The sequence below is a fragment of the Achromobacter veterisilvae genome, assembly GCF_037619525.1.
Lineage (GTDB): Bacteria > Pseudomonadota > Gammaproteobacteria > Burkholderiales > Burkholderiaceae_B > Achromobacter > Achromobacter veterisilvae.
On sequence record NZ_CP148753.1, the window covers coordinates 2,658,641 to 2,677,223 of the forward strand.

An 18,583-nucleotide genomic window follows, 5' to 3' on the forward strand; every position below is an offset into this window, starting at 1 on the left:
GTATTGATATTGGGGATTAATAAAGATGGTTGATCGCGCAAACAGCCTGGCGCTGCCGGATAACCGCGTGGTCCAGGTCGACGACCTGACGGTGCGCTTCGTGGGATCCGAGCGCACGGTCGAAGCCGTGCGCAACCTGTCGTTCCATGTGGACCGGGGCGAAACCCTGGCCATCGTGGGCGAATCGGGTTCGGGCAAATCGGTGACGTCGCTGGCGCTCATGCGTCTGGTGGAGCATGGCGGCGGACGCATCGCCCAGGGCAGCATGGCCCTGCGCCGGCGCAACGGCGCCGTGATCGACCTGGTCGGTTCCAGCCAACGCGTGATGCGCAATGTGCGCGGCGCGGACATGGCCATGATTTTCCAGGAGCCGATGACCTCCCTGAACCCGGTGTTCACGGCCGGCGACCAGATCGCCGAATCGATCCGCCAGCACCAGGGCAAGGACGCCGCGTCCGCGCGCGCCGAGGCGCTGCGCATGCTGGAGCAGGTCCGCATTCCGGAAGCGAAGTCGGTGCTGGACCGCTATCCGCACCAATTGTCGGGCGGCATGCGCCAGCGCGTCATGATCGCCATGGCGCTGGCCTGCAAGCCGGCGCTGCTGATCGCCGACGAACCCACCACCGCGCTGGACGTCACCATCCAGGCGCAGATCCTGCAACTGATCCGCCAGTTGCAGGAAGAAATGCACATGGGCGTGGTGTTCATCACCCACGACATGGGCGTGGTCGCCGAAGTGGCGGACCGCGTGCTGGTCATGTACCGCGGCGACAAGGTCGAGGAAGGCCCGTCGGACCAGGTGTTCGCCTCGCCGCAGCACGCCTACACCAAGGCGCTGCTGTCGGCCGTGCCGAAGCTGGGCGCCATGCAGGGCACCGACCTGCCCGCGCGCTTCCCGCTGCTGCAGGTGGACGGCCAGGCCCGGCCGGAGGAGGCGCCCGCCGCCGCCAGCGCGCCGCAGGCGTCCGCCGGCAAGCCCGAGCCCATCCTGAGCGTGCGCAACCTCGTCACCCGCTTCGACCTGCGCGGCGGCATCATGAGCCGCGTGCAGCGCCGCGTTCACGCCGTGGAGCAGGTCAGCTTCGATCTGTACCCCGGCGAAACGCTGTCTCTGGTGGGCGAATCCGGCTGCGGCAAGTCCACGACCGGCCGCTCGCTCCTGCGCCTGGTGGACAGCCAGGGCGGCGAGATCCGCTTCGGCGGGCGCGACATCGTGCGCCTGAAGAACAATGAGCTGCAATCCCTGCGCCGCGACATCCAGTTCGTGTTCCAGGATCCCTTCGCCTCGCTCGATCCGCGCGTGACCGTGGGCTTCTCCATCATGGAGCCGCTGCTGGTGCACGGCGTGGCCAAGGGCCGCGACGCCGAACGCCGCGTGGCCGAACTGCTGGAACGCGTGGGCCTGCCGCCCGAGATGGCGCAGCGCTATCCGCACGAATTCTCCGGCGGCCAGCGCCAGCGCATCTGCATCGCGCGCGCCCTGGCCCTGAATCCCAAGGTCGTGATCGCGGACGAATCCGTGTCGGCGCTGGACGTATCGATCCAGGCGCAGATCGTGAACCTGCTGATCGACCTGCAGCGCGACATGGGCATTTCGTTCCTGTTCATCTCGCACGACATGGCGGTCGTGGAACGCGTCAGCCACCGCGTGGCCGTCATGTATCTGGGCCAGATCGTAGAGATCGGTCCGCGCCGCGCCATTTTCGAGAACCCGCAGCACCCGTACACCAAGAAGCTGATGTCGGCCGTCCCGATCGCCGATCCGGCGCGCCGCCACCTGAAGCGCACCTTGTTGTCCGATGAAATCCCAAGCCCGATCCGCAAGCTGGGCGACGACCCGGTGGTGCAGCCGCTGGTGCAGGTCGGAACGGATCACTTCGTCGCCCGCCATCCGGTCGGCGGAGCGTATTGAGTCAGTTGTCGTACTTGTTTTTCTTCCACCAAACCCCCTAATTCCATTTTGGAACCAGGAGTTGCAATGATGAAAGTTCTGCGCCCCACCAAGCTGATGGCCGCCGCCGCGGTGGCCTTCGGCATGCTCAGTTCGCCGCTGGCGCACGCTGCCAAGGACGTGACGTTCGCCGTCTCCATCGCGCTGGAAACGCTCGATCCGTACAACACCAACAGCACCCTGAACCAGGCGGCCGGCAAGGCCTACTACGAAGGCCTGTTCGAGTTCGACAAGGACCTCAAGGTCCAGAAGGTGCTGGCCACCGATTACACCGTCAGCGAAGACGGCCTGGTCTACACGTTCAAGCTGCGCCCGGGCGTGAAGTTCCACGACGGCACCGATTTCAACGCCGAAGCCGTCAAGATCAACTTCGATCGTCCGGCCAATCCGGACAACCGCCTCTCGCGCTACATCCAGTTCAGCGTCATCGAAAAGACCGAAGTGGTCGACCCGATGACCGTCAGGATCACGCTGAAGAAGCCGTTCTCGGCCTTCATCAACGCGCTGGCCCACCCGGCCGCCATGATGATCTCGCCCGCCGCCCTGGCCAAGTACGGCAAGGAAATCGGCTTCCACCCGGTGGGCACCGGCCCCTTCGAATTCGTCGAATGGAAACCGGCCGAATACCTGAAGGTCAAGAAGTTCGACGGTTACTGGAAGACGGGCTATCCCAAGGTCGACACCCTGACGTTCCGCACCGTCACGGACAACAACACCCGCGCCGCCGTGGTGCAGACGGGCGAGGCGCAGTTCGCCTTCCCGGTGCCGTTCGAGCAGGCCGCCGTCCTGAAGAAGAACGAAAAGCTGGACGTGGTCGACCACCAGAACTCGATCATGGCGCGCTACCTGTCGATGAACACGCAGCAAAAGCCCTTCGACAACGTCAAGGTGCGTGAAGCCATCAACTACGCCATCAACAAGGAAGCCCTGGCCAAGGTCGCTTTCTCGGGCTACGCCACCGTCGTCGACGGCGTCGTGCCGAAGGGCGTGGACTTCGCTCACCAGACGGGTCCGTGGCCCTACGACATCAAGAAGGCCAAGGCCCTGCTGGCCGAAGCCGGCTACCCCAACGGCTTCGAAAGCCAGCTCTGGTCCGCCTATAACGACGGCACCTCGGTGAAGGTGGTCCAGTTCCTGCAGCAGCAACTGGCGCAGGTCGGCATCAAGGTGTCGGTGGAAGTGCTGGAATCGGGCCAGCGCGTGCAGCGCGTGCAGCAGGTGCAGAAGCCTGAAGACGCCAAGGTCCGCATGTACTACGCCGGCTGGTCGTCCTCGACCGGCGAGGCCGACTGGGGCCTGCGTCCGCTCCTGACCACCGCCGCCTTCCCGCCGGTGCTGAACAACGTGTCGTACTACTCGAACAAGTCGGTCGACGACGGCATCCAGCAGGCCCTGGCCACGACGGACCGCGCCAAGAAGACGGAAATCTACAAGAACGTCCAGGAAACGATCTGGAAGGATGCCCCGTGGGCCTTCCTGGTGACCCAGAACAACCTGTACGTGCGGTCGAAGAACCTGTCGGGCGTGTACGTTGAGCCGGACACCTCGTTCTGGTTCGGCGACATCGACCTGAAGCAGTAACCCTTGCAGTAATCCGCGGGGCCGCGAGGCCCCACAGTAAGGCCGCATGCGGCGGGGACGCGGTGTCCCCGCCGATGTCGCAGGAATTTCAATGCTGACCTACATCGTCAAACGTCTTTTGGGCATGATCCCCACGCTGCTTCTGGTGGCCGTGGTCGTGTTCCTGTTCGTGCACATGCTTCCGGGCGATCCGGCTCGTCTGGCCGCCGGCCAGGAAGCCGACCAGGCGACCGTCGAACTCGTGCGCAAGGAACTCGGGCTGGACCTGCCCCTGCCGCAGCAGTTCGTGCGCTACTTCAGCCACATGCTGCAAGGCGACCTCGGCACCTCGCTGCGCACCAAGCGCCCCGTGTCGACGGAAATCGCGGACCGCTTCATGCCCACGTTGTGGCTCACCGTCGCCAGCATGGTCTGGTCGGTGACTTTCGGCATGATCATCGGGATCGTGTCCGCCGTGTGGCGCAACCGCTGGCCCGACCGCCTCGGCATGACGCTGGCGGTGTCCGGCATTTCGTTCCCCGCCTTCGCGCTGGGGATGATGCTGATGCAGGTGTTCTCGGTGAATCTCGGCTGGCTGCCGACCGTGGGCGCCTCCAGTTGGAAACACTACATTCTGCCGTCCATCACGCTTGGCGCCGCCGTCGCCGCGGTGATGGCCCGCTTTACCCGCGCCTCTTTCGTGGAAGTCATCCAGGAAGACTTCGTGCGCACCGCCCGCGCCAAGGGGCTGACGGAGCGCCGCGTGGTGATCAAGCATGCCTTGCGCAACGCGCTGATCCCCGTGGTGACCATGATGGGCCTGCAGTTCGGCTTCCTGCTGGGCGGCTCCATCGTGGTCGAGACCGTGTTCAACTGGCCCGGCCTCGGCCGCCTGCTGGTGGACGCCGTGACCCAGCGCGACTATCCGGTGATCCAGGGCCTCGTGCTGCTGTTCTCGCTGGAATTCATCCTGATCAACCTGATTGTCGACGTGCTCTACGGCGTCATCAATCCCAGCATCCGTTACAAGTGAGGCGGCCATGAGCAATACGACACCCGCCGCGACCCTCGCCGCCACGCCCAAGAACGACGTGCGCACGCCCGCAACCGAGTTCTGGCGCAAATTCAAGAAGCAGAAGCTGGGCGTGGGCGCCGGCATCTTCGTCCTGCTGCTGGTCCTGGTGGCGGTCTTCGCGCCCTGGATCGTGCCGTTCGACGCCGAGAACTTCTTCGACTACGAAGCGCTGAACGCCGGCCCGTCCGCTACCCACTGGCTGGGCGTGGACTCGCTGGGCCGCGACATCTTCAGCCGCATCCTGATGGGCGCCCGCATCTCGCTGGCCGCCGGCTTCCTGTCCGTCGCCATGGGCGCCATCGTGGGCACCTTCATGGGCCTGATGGCCGGCTACTACCAGGGCTGGTGGGAACGCATCACGATGCGCATCTCCGACGTGCTGCTGGCCTTCCCGGGCATGCTGCTGGCCATCGGCGTGGTCGCCATCCTGGGTTCCAGCATGGTCAACGTGATCGTGGCCGTGGCCGTGTTCAGCGTGCCGGCCTTCGCCCGCCTAGTGCGCGGCAACACGCTGTCGATCAAGCAGATGACCTACGTCGAGGCCGTCAAGAGCGTGGGCGCGTCCGACTGGACCATCATCATGCGGCACATCCTGCCCGGCACGATCTCGCCGATCGTGGTGTACGGCACGATGCGCATCGGCACCTCGATCATCACGGCCGCCAGCCTGTCCTTCCTGGGCATGGGCGCGCAGCCTCCCACCCCGGAGTGGGGCGCGATGCTGAACGAGGCCCGCGCCGACATGGTGATCGCGCCGCACGTGGCGATCTTCCCGGCCCTGGCCATTTTCCTCACCGTGCTGGCGTTCAACCTGCTGGGCGACGGCCTGCGCGACGCGCTCGATCCCAAGATCGACCGCAAGTAATCCCGCCGCCGGGGCGGCAAGCCCCCGGCAGGACGGTGTACTTCTCGCCGCCGCCGTCCTCGCCCGCCCGGCGAAGACGGCGGCGTTTCGCATTCTGGAGCGTGGCGACACGCAGCAAGCATGGATAGACAAGCGCTGGAAATTCCCCGCATCGGCGTGCGGCCCTCGGGGCCGCTGGATTCGATCTGCGACGTGGGCGACGTGACGGTGGGGCACTGCACCCTGTCCGACGGCGCCGTGCAGACGGGCGTCACCGTGGTGCGTCCGCATGGCGGCGACCCCTACCTGGACAAGGCGCCCGCCGCCGCGACCGTGCTCAATGGCTTTGGCAAGAGCACGGGCCTCGTGCAGGTGCAGGAACTGGGCGTGCTGGAAACGCCGATCGCGCTGACCAACACCTTCGGGGTGGGAACCGTGGCCAATGCGCAGATCCGCGCGGCGGTGGCGGCCAACCCCGGCATCGGCCGCGGCCTGCCCACGGTCAATCCGCTGGTGTTCGAGTGCAACGACGGCTATCTGAACGATATCCAGGCGCTGGCGGTGCAGGAATCGCATTACGCCCAGGCCCTGGCCGGCGCGGGCAAGGCGATGGAGCAGGGCGCCGTGGGGGCGGGGCGCGGCATGTCGTGCTTTTCGTTCAAGGGCGGCATCGGCTCGGCCTCGCGCATCGCCGAGATCCAGCCGGGCCAGCGCCATCTCGTCGGCGCCCTGGTGCTGGCGAACTTCGGCCGCCTGCCCAACCTGACCGTGGCGGGGCGGCCGTTCGGCCGCCGGCTGGCCGACAGGCTGGACCGCGGGCTGGACCAAGGCGGCGAGAATGCCGCGATCGTCCCCGAAAAGGGGTCCATCATTTTGCTGCTGGCGACGGACGCGCCGCTGGATGCGCGCCAACTGCGCCGCCTGTCGCTGCGCGCGGGCGCCGGGCTGGCGCGCACCGGTTCGGTGTTCGGGCACGGCAGCGGCGACATCGCGCTGGCGTTCTCCACCGCCTACACGGTGCCGCAACTGGCCGAGCGGCCGATGCCGGCCATCGCCATGCTTCACGAAACCCGCATCGACCCGCTGTTCGAGGCCGCCGCCGAGGCGTGCGAACAGGCCATCATCGCCGCGTTGTGGCGGGCGGAAGGCGTGCACGGCCGCGACGGGCACCACCGCGCCGCCCTCCGGGAGGCCGCTCCCGACTGGCGGCAGTGGCTGTCGGACACCGAATTCTGAATTTCAAAGGCGCTTACCCATGAAAATCCTCATCTCCACCGATATCGAAGGCGTCGCCGGCGTCTTCCACGCAGAGCAGGTCCGCGCCGGCAACGGCGAATACGAGCGCGCCCGCGCCTGGATGACCGCCGAGGCCAACGCGGCCGTGCAGGGCGCCATCGCCGGCGGCGCCGAGGAGATCCTGGTCAACGATTCGCACGGCGGGTTCCGCAACCTGCTGCCCGACGGCCTGGACGAGCGCGCCCGCCTGGTGCTGGGCAAGCCCCGCTACCTGGGCATGATGGGCGGGCTGGAAGAGGACTGCGACGCCGTCTTCATGATCGGCTACCACTCGCGCTCGCAAGGCCGCGGCATCCTGGCCCACACCATCAACAGCTTCGCGTTCGCCCGCGTGCTCATCAACGGCATGGAACTGGGCGAGGCCGGCCTGTACGGCGCGCTGGCCGGCGAAATGGGCGTGCCGGTCATCCTGGGCACCGGCGATGACGTGTTCATCGCGGAAACCCGCGACACCTTCCCGGGCGCCGAATGGGTGCAGACCAAGGTCGCCCACGGCCAGGGCAGCGGCATCACCTTGTCGCCCGCGGCCTCGCGCCGCGCCATCGCGGCCGCGGCCGAGACCGCCGTGCGGAACCTGAAGAAGCAGGCCCCCGTTCCTTTCCGCATTCCCGCCCCTATAGAATGCCGGTTGCAGACCCAGAGTTCGGCCCTGGCCGACCTGTTCTGCATGTGGCCCACGCTGGAACGCGTGGACGGCGTCACCTTGCGGTTCACCACGGACAGCATGCAGTCCGCCGTCCGCACGCTGAACAGCCTGGCCGCCATGTCCTTCATGTTGCGCTAAGGATCACTCCCTCCCATGTCTAGCACCGACGCCCGTATCGCCCAATTGCGGCAGGCCATGCGCCGCCGCGGCCTGTCCGCCTATATCGTTCCCTCTTCGGACCCGCACCTGTCCGAATACCTGCCGGCGCGCTGGCAGGGGCGCCGCTGGCTGTCGGGCTTCACGGGATCGGTCGGCACGCTGGTGGTCACCGCCGATTTCGCTGGCCTGTGGGTGGACAGCCGCTACTGGGTGCAGGCGGAAGCGCAATTGGCCGGCACCGGCGTGCAGTTGATGAAGATCGCCCTGGCGTCCACGCCCGGCCACGTGGACTGGCTGGCCGCCAATACCAAGGCGGGCGAGGTCATCGGCGTCGACGGCCAGGTGCTGGGCCTGGGCGCCTTCCGCGCCTTGTCCGCGGCCGCCGCGAGTTCGGGCGCCGCGCTGGAGATCCGCGAGGACCTGCTCGACGAGATCTGGCCCGAACGCGCCGGCCTGCCCGCCGCGCCGATCTACGAACACGTGGCGCCCGAGGCCTGCGTCTCCCGCGCCGACAAGCTGGCGCAGGTGCGCGAGGCCATGCGCGGGCATGGCGCGGACGCGCATTTCATCAGCACGCTGGACGACATCGCCTGGCTCTTCAACCTGCGCGGCGCGGACGTGGACTACAACCCGGTCTTCGTCGGCCATGCGCTGGTCGGCCTGGATCACGCCACGCTGTTCGTGGCCGGCGGCAAGATCGACGGGGCGCTGCGTTCCGTCCTGGCCGCCGATGGCGTCGACGTGGCGGACTACGTCCAGGCCGCCGACGCGCTGGCCTCGCTGGAGCTGGACCAAAAACTGCTGATCGACCCGGCCCGCGTGACCTGCGGCGTGTTCCACGCCATGGATCCGGCCGTGCCGCGAGTCGAGGCCATCAACCCGTCCACGCTGCTGAAGTCCAGGAAGACCGACGCCGAACTGGCCAACGTGCGCCAGGCCATGGCGCAGGACGGCGCGGCGCTGTGCGAGTTCTTTTCCTGGTTCGAGGGGGCGCTGGGCAACCAGACCATCACCGAACTGACGATCGACGACCGGATCACCGCCGCCCGCGCTCGCCGCCCCGGCTACGTCTGCCCCAGCTTCGCCACCATCGCCGGCTTCAACGCCAACGGCGCGATGCCGCACTACCGCGCCACGGCCGAGGCGCACGCCGTCATCGAAGGCGACGGGCTGCTGTTGATCGATTCGGGCGGCCAGTACCTGGGCGGCACGACCGACATCACGCGGGTGGTCGCCGTGGGCACGCCCAGCGCCGACCAGAAGGTGGATTTCACGCTGGTGCTCAAGGGCATGATCGCGCTGTCGCGCGCCTCGTTCCCGCGCGGCACGCCGTCGCCGATGCTGGACGCCATCGCGCGCGCCCCGATCTGGGAAGGCGGCGCGGAGTACGGCCATGGCACGGGCCACGGCGTGGGCTATTTCCTGAACGTGCACGAGGGGCCGCAGGTCATTTCCTATCGCGCCGCGCCGGGCCCGCACACCGCGATGGAGCCGGGCATGATCACCTCCAACGAGCCGGGCATCTATCGTCCGGGCCGCTGGGGCGTGCGCATCGAGAACCTGGTGGCCAACCGCGCCTGGCTGACCTCCGAGCTGGGGGAATTCCTGTGCTTCGAGACGCTGACGCTCTGCCCGATCGACACCCGCTGCATCGAACCCGCGCTGATGCGCGCCGACGAGATCGCCTGGCTGAACGATTATCACAAGACGGTGTTCGAACGCCTGTCGCCCCTGGTCGAGGGCGAGGCGCTGGCCTGGCTGGAGCGCCGCACCGCGGCGATCTGAGCGGACAGGGCCGGGATGCCCGCCAGAAACGGGGACGTAGAACGTGCGCGGCGGCGGCTTCGGCCGCCGCGGGAGTGCTGCCAAATGTTACTCCTCCTCGCTAGGGGAAAACCCAAATAACTTTCGCCTCCCGGCTATAATCCAAATTTCCCGCACGCGCCCGCTCGTCCCGGGTGCTCATTACGATGACCAAATACGTATTTGTCACCGGCGGTGTGGTGTCTTCCCTGGGCAAGGGCATCGCCGCTGCGTCGCTTGCCGCCATCCTCGAGTCGCGTGGCCTGCAAGTCACCATGCTGAAACTCGATCCGTACATCAACGTCGACCCGGGCACCATGAGCCCGTTCCAGCATGGCGAGGTTTTCGTCACCGAAGACGGCGCCGAAACCGACCTGGACCTCGGCCACTACGAGCGTTTCATTTCCGCTCGGATGCACAAGGTGAACAACTTCACCACCGGCCAGATCTACGAATCGGTGCTCCGCAAAGAGCGCCGCGGCGACTACCTGGGCAAGACCGTCCAGGTCATTCCGCACATCACCAATGAAATCCAGGACTTCATCGCCCGTGGCGCCGACGCCGCCTGGAACGGCAACACCGACGTCGCCATCGTCGAAATCGGCGGCACCGTGGGTGACATCGAGTCCCTGCCGTTCCTGGAAGCCGCGCGCCAGATGAGCCTGCGCATGGGCCGCAACAATGCGGCGTTCGTGCACCTGACGCTGGTGCCGTTCATCGCGTCCGCCGGCGAACTGAAGACCAAGCCCACGCAGCACTCGGTGCAGAAACTGCGCGAAATCGGCATCTACCCGAACGCGCTGCTGTGCCGCGCCGACCGCCGCATCCCGGACGACGAGCGCGCCAAGATCTCGATGTTCTCCAACGTGCCCCTGGACGCCGTGGTTTCCGTCTGGGACGCCGATTCGATCTACAAAATCCCGGCCATGCTGCACAAGCAGGGCGTGGACAACATCGTCTGCGAAGCGCTGGGCCTGACCCCGCCGCCGGCCGACCTGTCCATGTGGGACAACCTGGTCGAAGCGCTGGAACACCCCCAGCACGAGCTCACCATCGGCATGGTCGGCAAGTACGTCGACCTGACCGAATCGTACAAGTCGCTCACGGAAGCCCTGGTCCACGCCGGCATCCATACGCGCTCGAAGATCAAGATCGAATACATCGACTCGGAAGACATCGAGACCCGCGGCACCGACCAGCTCAAGCACCTGGACGCCATCCTGGTGCCGGGCGGCTTCGGCAAGCGCGGCACCGAGGGCAAGATCGCCGCCATCCGCTACGCCCGTGAAAACGGCGTGCCGTACCTGGGCATCTGCCTGGGCATGCAACTGGCCGTCATCGAGTTCGCGCGCCACGTCGCCGGCCTGGGCGGCGCCAACAGCACGGAATTCGATCCCTCCGCCCCGCACCCCGTGGTGGCCCTGATCACCGAGTGGATGGACCGCGAAGGCAAGGTCGAAAAGCGTGACAATTCCTCCGACCTGGGCGGGACGATGCGCAAGGGCGCGCAGCGCGTGCCGATCAAGCCCGGCACCCGCGCGCAGGCCATCTACGGCGACGAGGTGAACGAGCGCCACCGCCACCGTTACGAAGTCAACAACGTCTACGTGCCCCGCCTCGAAGAGGCCGGCATGGTGATCAGCGCCCGCACGCCGACCGAGAACCTGCCGGAAATGATGGAATTGCCCAACCACCCGTGGTTCGTGGGCGTGCAGTTCCACCCGGAGTTCACGTCCACCCCGCGTGACGGCCACCCGTTGTTCTCCAGCTATATCCGCGCCGCCATCGAGCAGAAGGCTCGCCGCGGCCAGGAGGCGTAATGGGCGCCTGCGGTCTCGAGTTCCGCGTGCGGATCTTCGGGACCGCGGGCCGCCGCCCCAGCGCCGCCCTGTACGGCGGCGCTTCTTTCAGATACAACCGATTAGCATCGGATATGTGTCGCCGGGTCGCCTGCGCGACACTGGCGGCATCGCCGTATCCGGCGCCAGACCGAAACCAACGCAACTGTCCTGAAGGAACCCCATGAGTGCTTACCTCATCGCCGACGTCACAGTGACCAAGCCCGCGCAATACGAGGATTACAAGCGTCTGTCCACGCTCGCCATGCGCGCGTACGATGCAAAGATCCTGGCGCGCGGCGGCGAGTCCAAGCACCTGGAGGGCCGTAAGCCTGGCCGCACCGTCGTCATGGAGTTCCCCTCCATGGCCGCCGCCCAGGCCTTCTACGACTCCTGGCAGTACCGCCGCGCCCGCAATGCCCGCGAAGGCGCGGCCGTGATGAATATGTTTATCGTTCAGGGAATGTAAAGTCATGAGTGCAATCGTCGATATCATCGGCCGCGAGATTCTGGATTCGCGCGGCAACCCCACCGTGGAATGCGATGTGCTGCTGGAATCCGGCGCCATGGGCCGCGCGGCCGTGCCGTCGGGCGCTTCCACCGGCGCCCGCGAAGCCATCGAGCTGCGCGACGGCGACAAGAGCCGTTATCTGGGCAAGGGCGTGCTGCGCGCCGTCGAGAACCTGAATACGGAAATCTCGGAAGCCCTGATGGGCCTGGACGCCCAGGAACAGACCTTCGTCGATCGCACGCTGATCGAGCTGGACGGCACCGAGTCCAAGGAACGCCTGGGCGCCAACGCGATCCTGGCGGCCTCGATGGCCGTGGCCCGCGCCGCCGCCGACGAATCCGGCCTGTCGCTCTACCGCTATTTCGGCGGCAGCGGCCCCATGAGCATGCCCGTGCCGATGATGAACGTCATCAACGGCGGCGCGCACGCCAACAACACGCTCGACCTGCAGGAACTGATGATCCTGCCGGTGGGCGCGGGCAGCTTCCGCGAAGCCCTGCGCTGGGGCGCCGAAGTCTTCCACATGCTGAAGAAGCTGATCCACGCCCAGGGCATGTCCACGGCCGTGGGCGACGAGGGCGGTTTCGCGCCCAACGTGGCCAGCCACGAAGCCGCCATCCAGTTGATCCTGAAGGCCATCGCCGAAGCCGGCTACGAGCCGGGCTCGCAGATCGCCCTGGGCCTGGATTGCGCCAGCTCCGAGTTCTACCGCGACGGCAAGTACACGCTGGCGGGCGAAGGCGGTATTTCGCTGTCCTCGCAGGAGTTCACCAACCTGCTGGCGACCTGGTGCGACAAGTACCCCATTATTTCCATCGAAGACGGCATGGCCGAAAACGACTGGGAAGGCTGGAAGCTCTTGACCGACCAGTTGGGCAAGAAGGTGCAACTGGTGGGCGACGACCTGTTCGTCACCAACACCAAGATCCTGCGCGAAGGCATCCAGAAGGGCGTCGCCAACTCGATCCTCATCAAGATCAACCAGATCGGCACGCTGACCGAAACCTTCGCCGCCATCGAAATGGCCAAGCGCGCCGGCTACACCGCCGTCGTGTCGCACCGTTCGGGCGAAACCGAAGACTCGACCATCGCCGACATCGCCGTGGCGACCAACGCCATGCAGATCAAGACGGGTTCGCTGTCCCGTTCGGACCGTATGGCCAAGTACAACCAGCTCCTGCGCATCGAGGAAGAGCTGGCTGAAGTGGCGTCGTATCCCGGCCTGGAAGCTTTCTACAACCTGCGTTGATATGAAGCGCGGCCCGGGGGCGCAAGCCCGGGGCCGCATCCACGCCACGACTGCTGAGGGTTCTCGCGTATGCGCCTGTTGTTCCTGGTGCTGTTCGTGCTGCTAGGCCTGATCCAATACCCGCTGTGGCTGGGTAAGGGCGGCTGGTTCAAGGTCTGGGATCTGCAACGCCAGGTGGCGGAGCAGCGCGAGACCAACGAAGGCCTGCGCGCGCGCAACGCCGCGCTCGAAGCGGAAGTGCGCGACCTGGAAGGCGGCTCCGGCGCCATCGAGGAGCGGGCCCGCGGTGAACTGGGCATGATGCGCGAGGGCGAAGTGTTCGTGCACATCCTGCCGCAGAACACGCCCGCGCCCGCGGGCGGCGCGTCCCTGGCGGCCGAACCCGCCGCCAGGCCCGCCGCGCGCGCCGGCGCGCCGGCCACCCGGGCGTCCGCCCCGGCGCCCAAACCCTCCAATCCGGCGAACGCGCGGCACTGACCGCCGCCCGCGTTCCCGCGTCCATTTTCCGTTCCGCTCAGCCGCAGCGCACGCTGCGGCACTCGCCGTACACGATGCCGGCGGGCGGCGGCGCCCTGCGCGCCCAATCGGCCGGATGCGAGTGCATTTCCGTTTCCAGTTCGACCTGAATGGGCAGCAGGCCCCGGGCCCGCGCGCGGCCCGCGTAGCTGGCGTCGTCGCGCCCCAGCGCCGCCAGCAGGGCCCGCAGCGGCGGCAGCAGCGGCTTGTGCAGATAGGTCAGCCGCAACTTCAGCGTGTTGGCCTGGAATATGCTCTGGCCGCCCGGCGGGGGCGGCCGGCGGGCATGCTGTAGGTCCTGGTAGTCGTTGTCGATCGCCCGCAAGCCTGCTGCGGCGGCGATGCGCAGGCCTGGCCGGGCATGTTCGCGGAAGGAGCGCTCGTCCGGAAGCAGCACTTCGATGCGCCAGGGGTGCATGCCTGAAATGGCCGCGAGCCCGGCCTGGGCGTCCGCCTGGCGGCGCCGGGCGTCGGCCGGGCCCCGCGAGGACGCATGGCGCGGCAACAGGGCTCGCAGAAAGGCCGCGCGCATGCGCGTCGGGTCGCCGTGAGCGGTGGCGCCGGCGCGCGCCGCTTCCGTCAGCGCCAGGTGGGCCATCTGGCGCGCGCCCTGCCAATGGGCGGCCTCGACCGCCAGCAGGCCCAGCAGCAGCACGACGGCCGCCGCCACCGCGAACTCGATGGCGGCGGCGCCGCGTTGCCGGCGGCGGGGCGGGGCAGGAAAAAAGGCGGTCATGGCTGCGCAGTCTGGCGCGGGCATGACCGCCTGTCGATGAGGACAATCCGGTGTGATGGAAACGCCGCGGCGGCGGGGCCGCCGGCGCGCGTCAGTGGACGGTGGGAGGCGCGTCCCCGGCGGGAGGCGGGTTCGGCGAGAACAGGGCGGCGCAGTCGACGGCGTCGAACTTGTACGGTTTGCCGCAGAAATCGCAGGACACGTCCACTTCACCGCGTTCGGCCAGGATGTCCTGGATTTCCTCTTCGCCCAGCGAGCGCAGCATGTTCGCCACGCGTTCGCGGGTGCAGGGACAGTGCCAGCGCACCTCCAGCGGATCGAAGGCCAGCAGGGTCTCTTCCCAGAACAGGCGGTGGACCAGTTTGTCGATCTCGGTGGCCAGCAGTTCGTCGCGCTGCAGGGTGCCCGCCAGCGCGCAGACGCGGTCCCAGGTTTCGGCGGCGTCCTGCGGGGTCAGCACGGGCGCCTCGGAGCCGCCGTGGTGCGGCAGGCGCTGGGCGAGCATGCCGGCGGCATGGCCGGCATCGGCCGCCAGCCACAGCCGGGTGTCGAGCTGTTCGGAGGCCTTCATGTAGTGTTGCAGCGCCTCGGCCACGGTGTCGCCTTCCAGGGGCACGATGCCCTGGTAGGCCTGCTGGCCGGGGAGCTTGCGCTGGGGGTCCAGCACCACGATGAAACGGCCGTTTCCACCCGGGTTCAGCAGGCTTTGCATATCGCCGTCGGTGGGGACTTCGTGCCCCTCGCGCATCTTGACGGTGGCGCGCAGGCTGAGGTCGTGGCGGCATTCCACCACCAGCAGGGCGATGGGGCCGTCGCCCTGGATCTGCAGCACCAGCGAGCCGTCGAACTTGATGTTGGCGGCCAGCAGGGTGGACGCCGCCACCAGTTCGCCCAGCAGGTTGGTGATGGCGGGCGGGTAGTCGTGGTTGGCCTGCACGGCCTTCCAGGTCGCTTCCAGGCGCACGGCCTGGACGCGGACGCTGCGGTCTTCGGTAAGGTATTTTTTGAGCTGATCGGTCATGGGGGAATGTTAGCCGATCGGGCGGGCCAAATTCCCCTGCCGGCAGCAGGGGCTGGGGCGCCGCGGGGGAGCGTTCAGGCGATCCGCTTCAGGGCGGTCTTGTAGTGTTGGCCCCGCGCCACGTAGTGGGCGGTGTTCTTGTGCATGTTGGCGATTTCCTCGTCCGAGAGTTCGCGGACGACCTTGCCGATGCCGATCACCAGGGAATTGTCCGGGATGACGCGGTCTTCGGGGATGATGGCCCCGGCGCCGATCAGGCAGTTGCGGCCGATGACCGCGTTGTTCAGCACGATGGCCTGCATGCCCACCAGCGCGCCCTCGTGGATGGTGCAGCCGTGCAGCATGGCCTGGTGGCCCACCGTGACGTTGGGGCCGACGGTCATGGGACAGCCCGCGTCCACGTGCAGCACGCTGCCTTCCTGGATATTGCTGCCCTGGCGGATCAGGATGGCGTCGTTGTCGCCCCGGATCGACACGTTCGACCAGATGCTGACGCCGGCCTCCAGCGTGACGTTGCCGATGATGTCGGCGCTGTCGGCCACGTAGGCCGCGGGGTCGATGCGGGGGATCAGGTCGTCGAGCTGGTAGATGGGCATGCCTTGGGTCTCTCCGGTTGCGGCGTCAGGCCTGCGGGGCCTGCGGCGCGTCTGTAGTGTCTGCGGCGGTCCGCGCGAGGTCTTCTTCGCGCTGGCGCAGGATGCGGCGTTGGATTTTACCGGTGGTCGTCATGGGCAGCTCGTCGACGAATTCGATCTCCTTCGGGTACTCGTAGGGGGCCAGGCGCTCGCGCACGTGTTCCTGCAGGTTCTCGATGATGTCGTTGCGGTCGCGCTGCGCGAATTCCGGGGTCAGCACCACGTAGGCCTTGACCAGGGCGCCGCGTTCGGCGTCCGGCTTGGGCACGACCGCGGCGTTGGCGACGGCGGGGTGCCCGACCAGGCAGCTTTCGATCTCCCCGGGGCCGATCCGGTAGCCGGCGGACTTGAAGACGTCGTCCGCCCGGCCCGCGTACCAGAGGTAGCCGTCGGCATCCACGGTGGCGAGGTCGCCCGTCAGGCACCAGTCGCCCTTGAACTTGGCCTGCGTGGCGGCTTCGTTGCGCCAGTAGCCCAGGAACATCACCGGGTCGGGGTAGCCGTGGATGTCCAGGCGGTTGACGGCGATCTCGCCGGTGCCGCCGGGGGCCACCGGCTTGCCGTCCTCGTCCAGCACCGCGACGTTGTGGCCCGGATAGGGACGGCCCATGCTGCCGGGCTTGGCGGGCCAGCGTTTCTGGCTGTTGCCCACCACGTAGTTCATTTCGGTCTGGCCGAACATCTCGTTGGGCGTCACGCCCAGCGCGGACTGGCACCATCCGAACACGCTTTCGCCCACGCTTTCGCCGGCGCTCATGATGGAACGCAGCGCGAGCTGGTAGCGGTTGCGCGGCTCCGGCACCGCCTTCATCATCATTTTCAGCGCGGTGGGGAACAGGAAGGTATTGGTGACCTGGTAGCGCTCCATGAGTTCGAACGCGCGCTCGACGGAAAAGCGGCCGCGCGTGCCGACGATGGCGTGCCCGAAGTAGAGCGTGGGCAGCAGGGCGTCCATCATGCCGCCCGTCCAGGCCCAGTCGGCGGGCGACCAGAACACGTCCCCGGGCTTGGGGAACCAGTCCTGCGAGGCCACGAAGCCCGGCAGGTTGCCGATCAGCACGCTGTGCGGCAGCAGGGCGCCCTTGGGCGCGCCGGTGGTGCCGGAGGTATAGAGCAGGATGGCCGGATCCGACGAGCGGGTCTGGACGGCCTTGAATTCGCTGGGCTGGCGGGCCAGCAGGCTGCGCCAGGGCAGCACGCGTTCGTCCGCGAAGCCGATGCCGATGATTTGTTGCAGGGCAGGGCAGTCGTCGCTGACGGACAGCAGGTTCGCGCTGGAGGCGTAGTCCACGATCGCGACCCGGGCTTCGGAGTCGCGCAGGCGGCTTTCCAGGGCTTCCGGGCCGAACAGGGCGGACAGCGGCAGCACCACGGCGCCGACGCTGTAGATGGCCATGTGGGCGACGACGGTCTCGGGGCGTTGTCCTAAAACCACACCCACCCGGTCGCCGCGGCCCACGCCCATTTTGATCAGGCCGTTCGCCAACTGGTTGGCCGCTTCCGCCAGACGGGCATAGGTCCAGACCTCGCGGTTGCCGGATTCGTCTTCGTAGTAGATGGCGATGCGCCGCGCATCCGGACTGCTGGACGCCCAGCGGTGGCAGCACGCTTCCGCGATGTTGAACTGGGTGGGTACCAGCCAGCGGAATGTTTGGTAGAGCGCCTGATATTGGTCGTTCATGGCCCTATGTTGTGAGCATGTTGCAGCGTGAACGGGTCAGATCGCCCGTTGCCCCAGATGCAAGCATGACCTAGAGGGCCGTGAACTGCAACATCCCCGTTGCGTAACGGGGACGCATACGGGTTATCACGGATGTTTGCCTTGGCGGCGTAGTGCGGAGGGCAGGGCGGGCAGGGTCAGGGAGCGCGGAGGGCGGGGGGCCGGCCCGGCCCGGCGCTCGGCCTGGATGGCGCCCCAGTCCAGTAGCTGGAGCTGGCCGTCGTGGGTTTCGCCCAGCGCCGACAGGCTCTCCACCCAGTCGCCGTCGTTGCAGTAGAGGATCCCGCCCACGTCCCGCAGCTCGGCCTTGTGGATGTGGCCGCAGACCACGCCGTCCAGGCCGCGGCGCCGCGCTTCGCCGGCCAGCGCTTCCTCGAAGTCGGTGATGAAGGACACGGCGTTCTTGACCTTGTGCTTCAGGTATTGCGACAGGGACCAGTAGTGCAGCCCCAGCCGGTGGCGCAGCCGGTTGAAATGGTGGTTGATCCACAGCGCCAACTGGTAGAGTCCGTCGCCCAGGTGCGCCAGCCAGCGGCTGTGCTGGATCACCCCGTCGAACTGGTCGCCGTGCAGCACCAGCAGCCGCAAGCCCTTGGCGGTGACGTGCACGTCCTCGTCGAGGATCTCGATGTCGCCGAAGGCATAGCCGGCGAATTCACGCGCGAATTCGTCATGGTTGCCGGGGATGAACACGACCCGGGTGCCGTTGCGCGCCTTGCGCAGGATCCGCTGGATGACGTCGTTGTGGGCGCGGGGCCAGTGCCAGTGCTTGCGTAGCTGCCAGCCGTCGACGATGTCCCCCACCAGGTACAGGGTGTCCGAATCGTTGTGGTCCAGGAAATCGAGCAGGAATTCCGCCTTGCACCCGGCGGTGCCCAGGTGAATATCGGAAATCCAGAGGGCGCGCCAGTGCGCAGGGTGGATTTCGTTCACGGTCGCTTCCCCAAGGGCTGTGGTCATGCCTGGGAATGAAACCACCCGGCGATGACCGGGATATGAAGAATCCGTGACGCTGTTGTGACG

General features: G+C 67.2%; 16 protein-coding genes. 11 read left to right on the forward strand and 5 right to left on the reverse strand.

Annotated elements, in window-relative coordinates; all coding sequences use genetic code 11:
• The first annotated feature begins 25 nt into the window (after positions 1–25).
• From WHX56_RS12285 to ftsB, 11 genes are all read left to right on the forward strand, one after another.
• The gene (locus WHX56_RS12285; protein ID WP_338881323.1) at positions 26–1,912 is read left to right on the forward strand and encodes a dipeptide ABC transporter ATP-binding protein; all 1,887 of its coding nucleotides are present in this window, start codon (positions 26–28) and stop codon (positions 1,910–1,912) included.
• Positions 1,913–1,978: 66 nt separating this feature from the next.
• Positions 1,979–3,532, forward strand: coding sequence for a glutathione ABC transporter substrate-binding protein GsiB (gene gsiB, locus WHX56_RS12290; RefSeq protein ID WP_129241956.1), 1,554 nt, complete (start codon positions 1,979–1,981; stop codon positions 3,530–3,532).
• 91 nt (positions 3,533–3,623) lie between these two features.
• A complete protein-coding gene (gsiC, locus tag WHX56_RS12295) occupies positions 3,624–4,544 on the forward strand; it encodes a glutathione ABC transporter permease GsiC (RefSeq protein ID WP_129241957.1) in 921 nt (306 codons plus the stop codon).
• 7 nt (positions 4,545–4,551) lie between these two features.
• Positions 4,552–5,451: a glutathione ABC transporter permease GsiD gene (gene gsiD, locus WHX56_RS12300; RefSeq protein WP_129241958.1), complete on the forward strand. Its 900-nt coding sequence runs from the start codon at positions 4,552–4,554 to the stop codon at positions 5,449–5,451.
• Between the two features lie 120 nt (positions 5,452–5,571).
• Complete coding sequence (locus WHX56_RS12305; protein WP_338881324.1) at positions 5,572–6,666, forward strand: P1 family peptidase; 1,095 nt, start codon at positions 5,572–5,574, stop codon at positions 6,664–6,666.
• A 19-nt stretch (positions 6,667–6,685) separates the two neighbouring features.
• Positions 6,686–7,510: a M55 family metallopeptidase gene (locus tag WHX56_RS12310; protein WP_338881325.1), complete on the forward strand. Its 825-nt coding sequence runs from the start codon at positions 6,686–6,688 to the stop codon at positions 7,508–7,510.
• A 15-nt stretch (positions 7,511–7,525) separates the two neighbouring features.
• On the forward strand, positions 7,526–9,316 hold the full coding sequence (locus tag WHX56_RS12315; RefSeq protein WP_338881326.1) for an aminopeptidase P family protein: 1,791 nt from the start codon (positions 7,526–7,528) through the stop codon (positions 9,314–9,316).
• Positions 9,317–9,501: 185 nt separating this feature from the next.
• Positions 9,502–11,154 carry a CTP synthase gene (locus WHX56_RS12320; RefSeq protein ID WP_129241962.1) on the forward strand — a complete coding sequence of 551 codons (1,653 nt, stop codon included), beginning with the start codon at positions 9,502–9,504 and terminating at the stop codon, positions 11,152–11,154.
• 202 nt (positions 11,155–11,356) lie between these two features.
• Entirely contained in the window at positions 11,357–11,641 is a 285-nt protein-coding gene (locus tag WHX56_RS12325; RefSeq protein ID WP_129241963.1) for a DUF1330 domain-containing protein, read from the forward strand.
• Positions 11,642–11,645: 4 nt separating this feature from the next.
• A complete protein-coding gene (gene eno / locus WHX56_RS12330) occupies positions 11,646–12,932 on the forward strand; it encodes a phosphopyruvate hydratase (RefSeq protein WP_287756388.1) in 1,287 nt (428 codons plus the stop codon).
• Between the two features lie 69 nt (positions 12,933–13,001).
• Positions 13,002–13,409 (forward strand): cell division protein FtsB, encoded by a 408-nt coding sequence (gene ftsB / locus WHX56_RS12335; RefSeq protein ID WP_129241965.1) that lies wholly within the window; start codon positions 13,002–13,004, stop codon positions 13,407–13,409.
• A gap of 37 nt (positions 13,410–13,446) precedes the next feature.
• Here ftsB and WHX56_RS12340 read toward each other — a convergent pair whose 3' ends face one another.
• From WHX56_RS12340 to WHX56_RS12360, 5 genes are all read right to left on the reverse strand, one after another.
• On the reverse strand, positions 13,447–14,184 hold the full coding sequence (locus tag WHX56_RS12340) for a TadE/TadG family type IV pilus assembly protein (protein WP_338881327.1): 738 nt from the start codon (positions 14,182–14,184) through the stop codon (positions 13,447–13,449).
• A 91-nt stretch (positions 14,185–14,275) separates the two neighbouring features.
• Entirely contained in the window at positions 14,276–15,205 is a 930-nt protein-coding gene (hslO, locus tag WHX56_RS12345) for an Hsp33 family molecular chaperone HslO (RefSeq protein WP_129241967.1), read from the reverse strand.
• 74 nt (positions 15,206–15,279) lie between these two features.
• A complete protein-coding gene (locus WHX56_RS12350; RefSeq protein ID WP_129241968.1) occupies positions 15,280–15,801 on the reverse strand; it encodes a gamma carbonic anhydrase family protein in 522 nt (173 codons plus the stop codon).
• 25 nt (positions 15,802–15,826) lie between these two features.
• Positions 15,827–17,521: an acyl-CoA synthetase gene (locus WHX56_RS12355; RefSeq protein ID WP_129241969.1), complete on the reverse strand. Its 1,695-nt coding sequence runs from the start codon at positions 17,519–17,521 to the stop codon at positions 15,827–15,829.
• A 126-nt stretch (positions 17,522–17,647) separates the two neighbouring features.
• Positions 17,648–18,520 (reverse strand): UDP-2,3-diacylglucosamine diphosphatase, encoded by an 873-nt coding sequence (locus WHX56_RS12360; RefSeq protein ID WP_129241970.1) that lies wholly within the window; start codon positions 18,518–18,520, stop codon positions 17,648–17,650.
• Between the last annotated feature and the right edge of the window lie 63 nt (positions 18,521–18,583).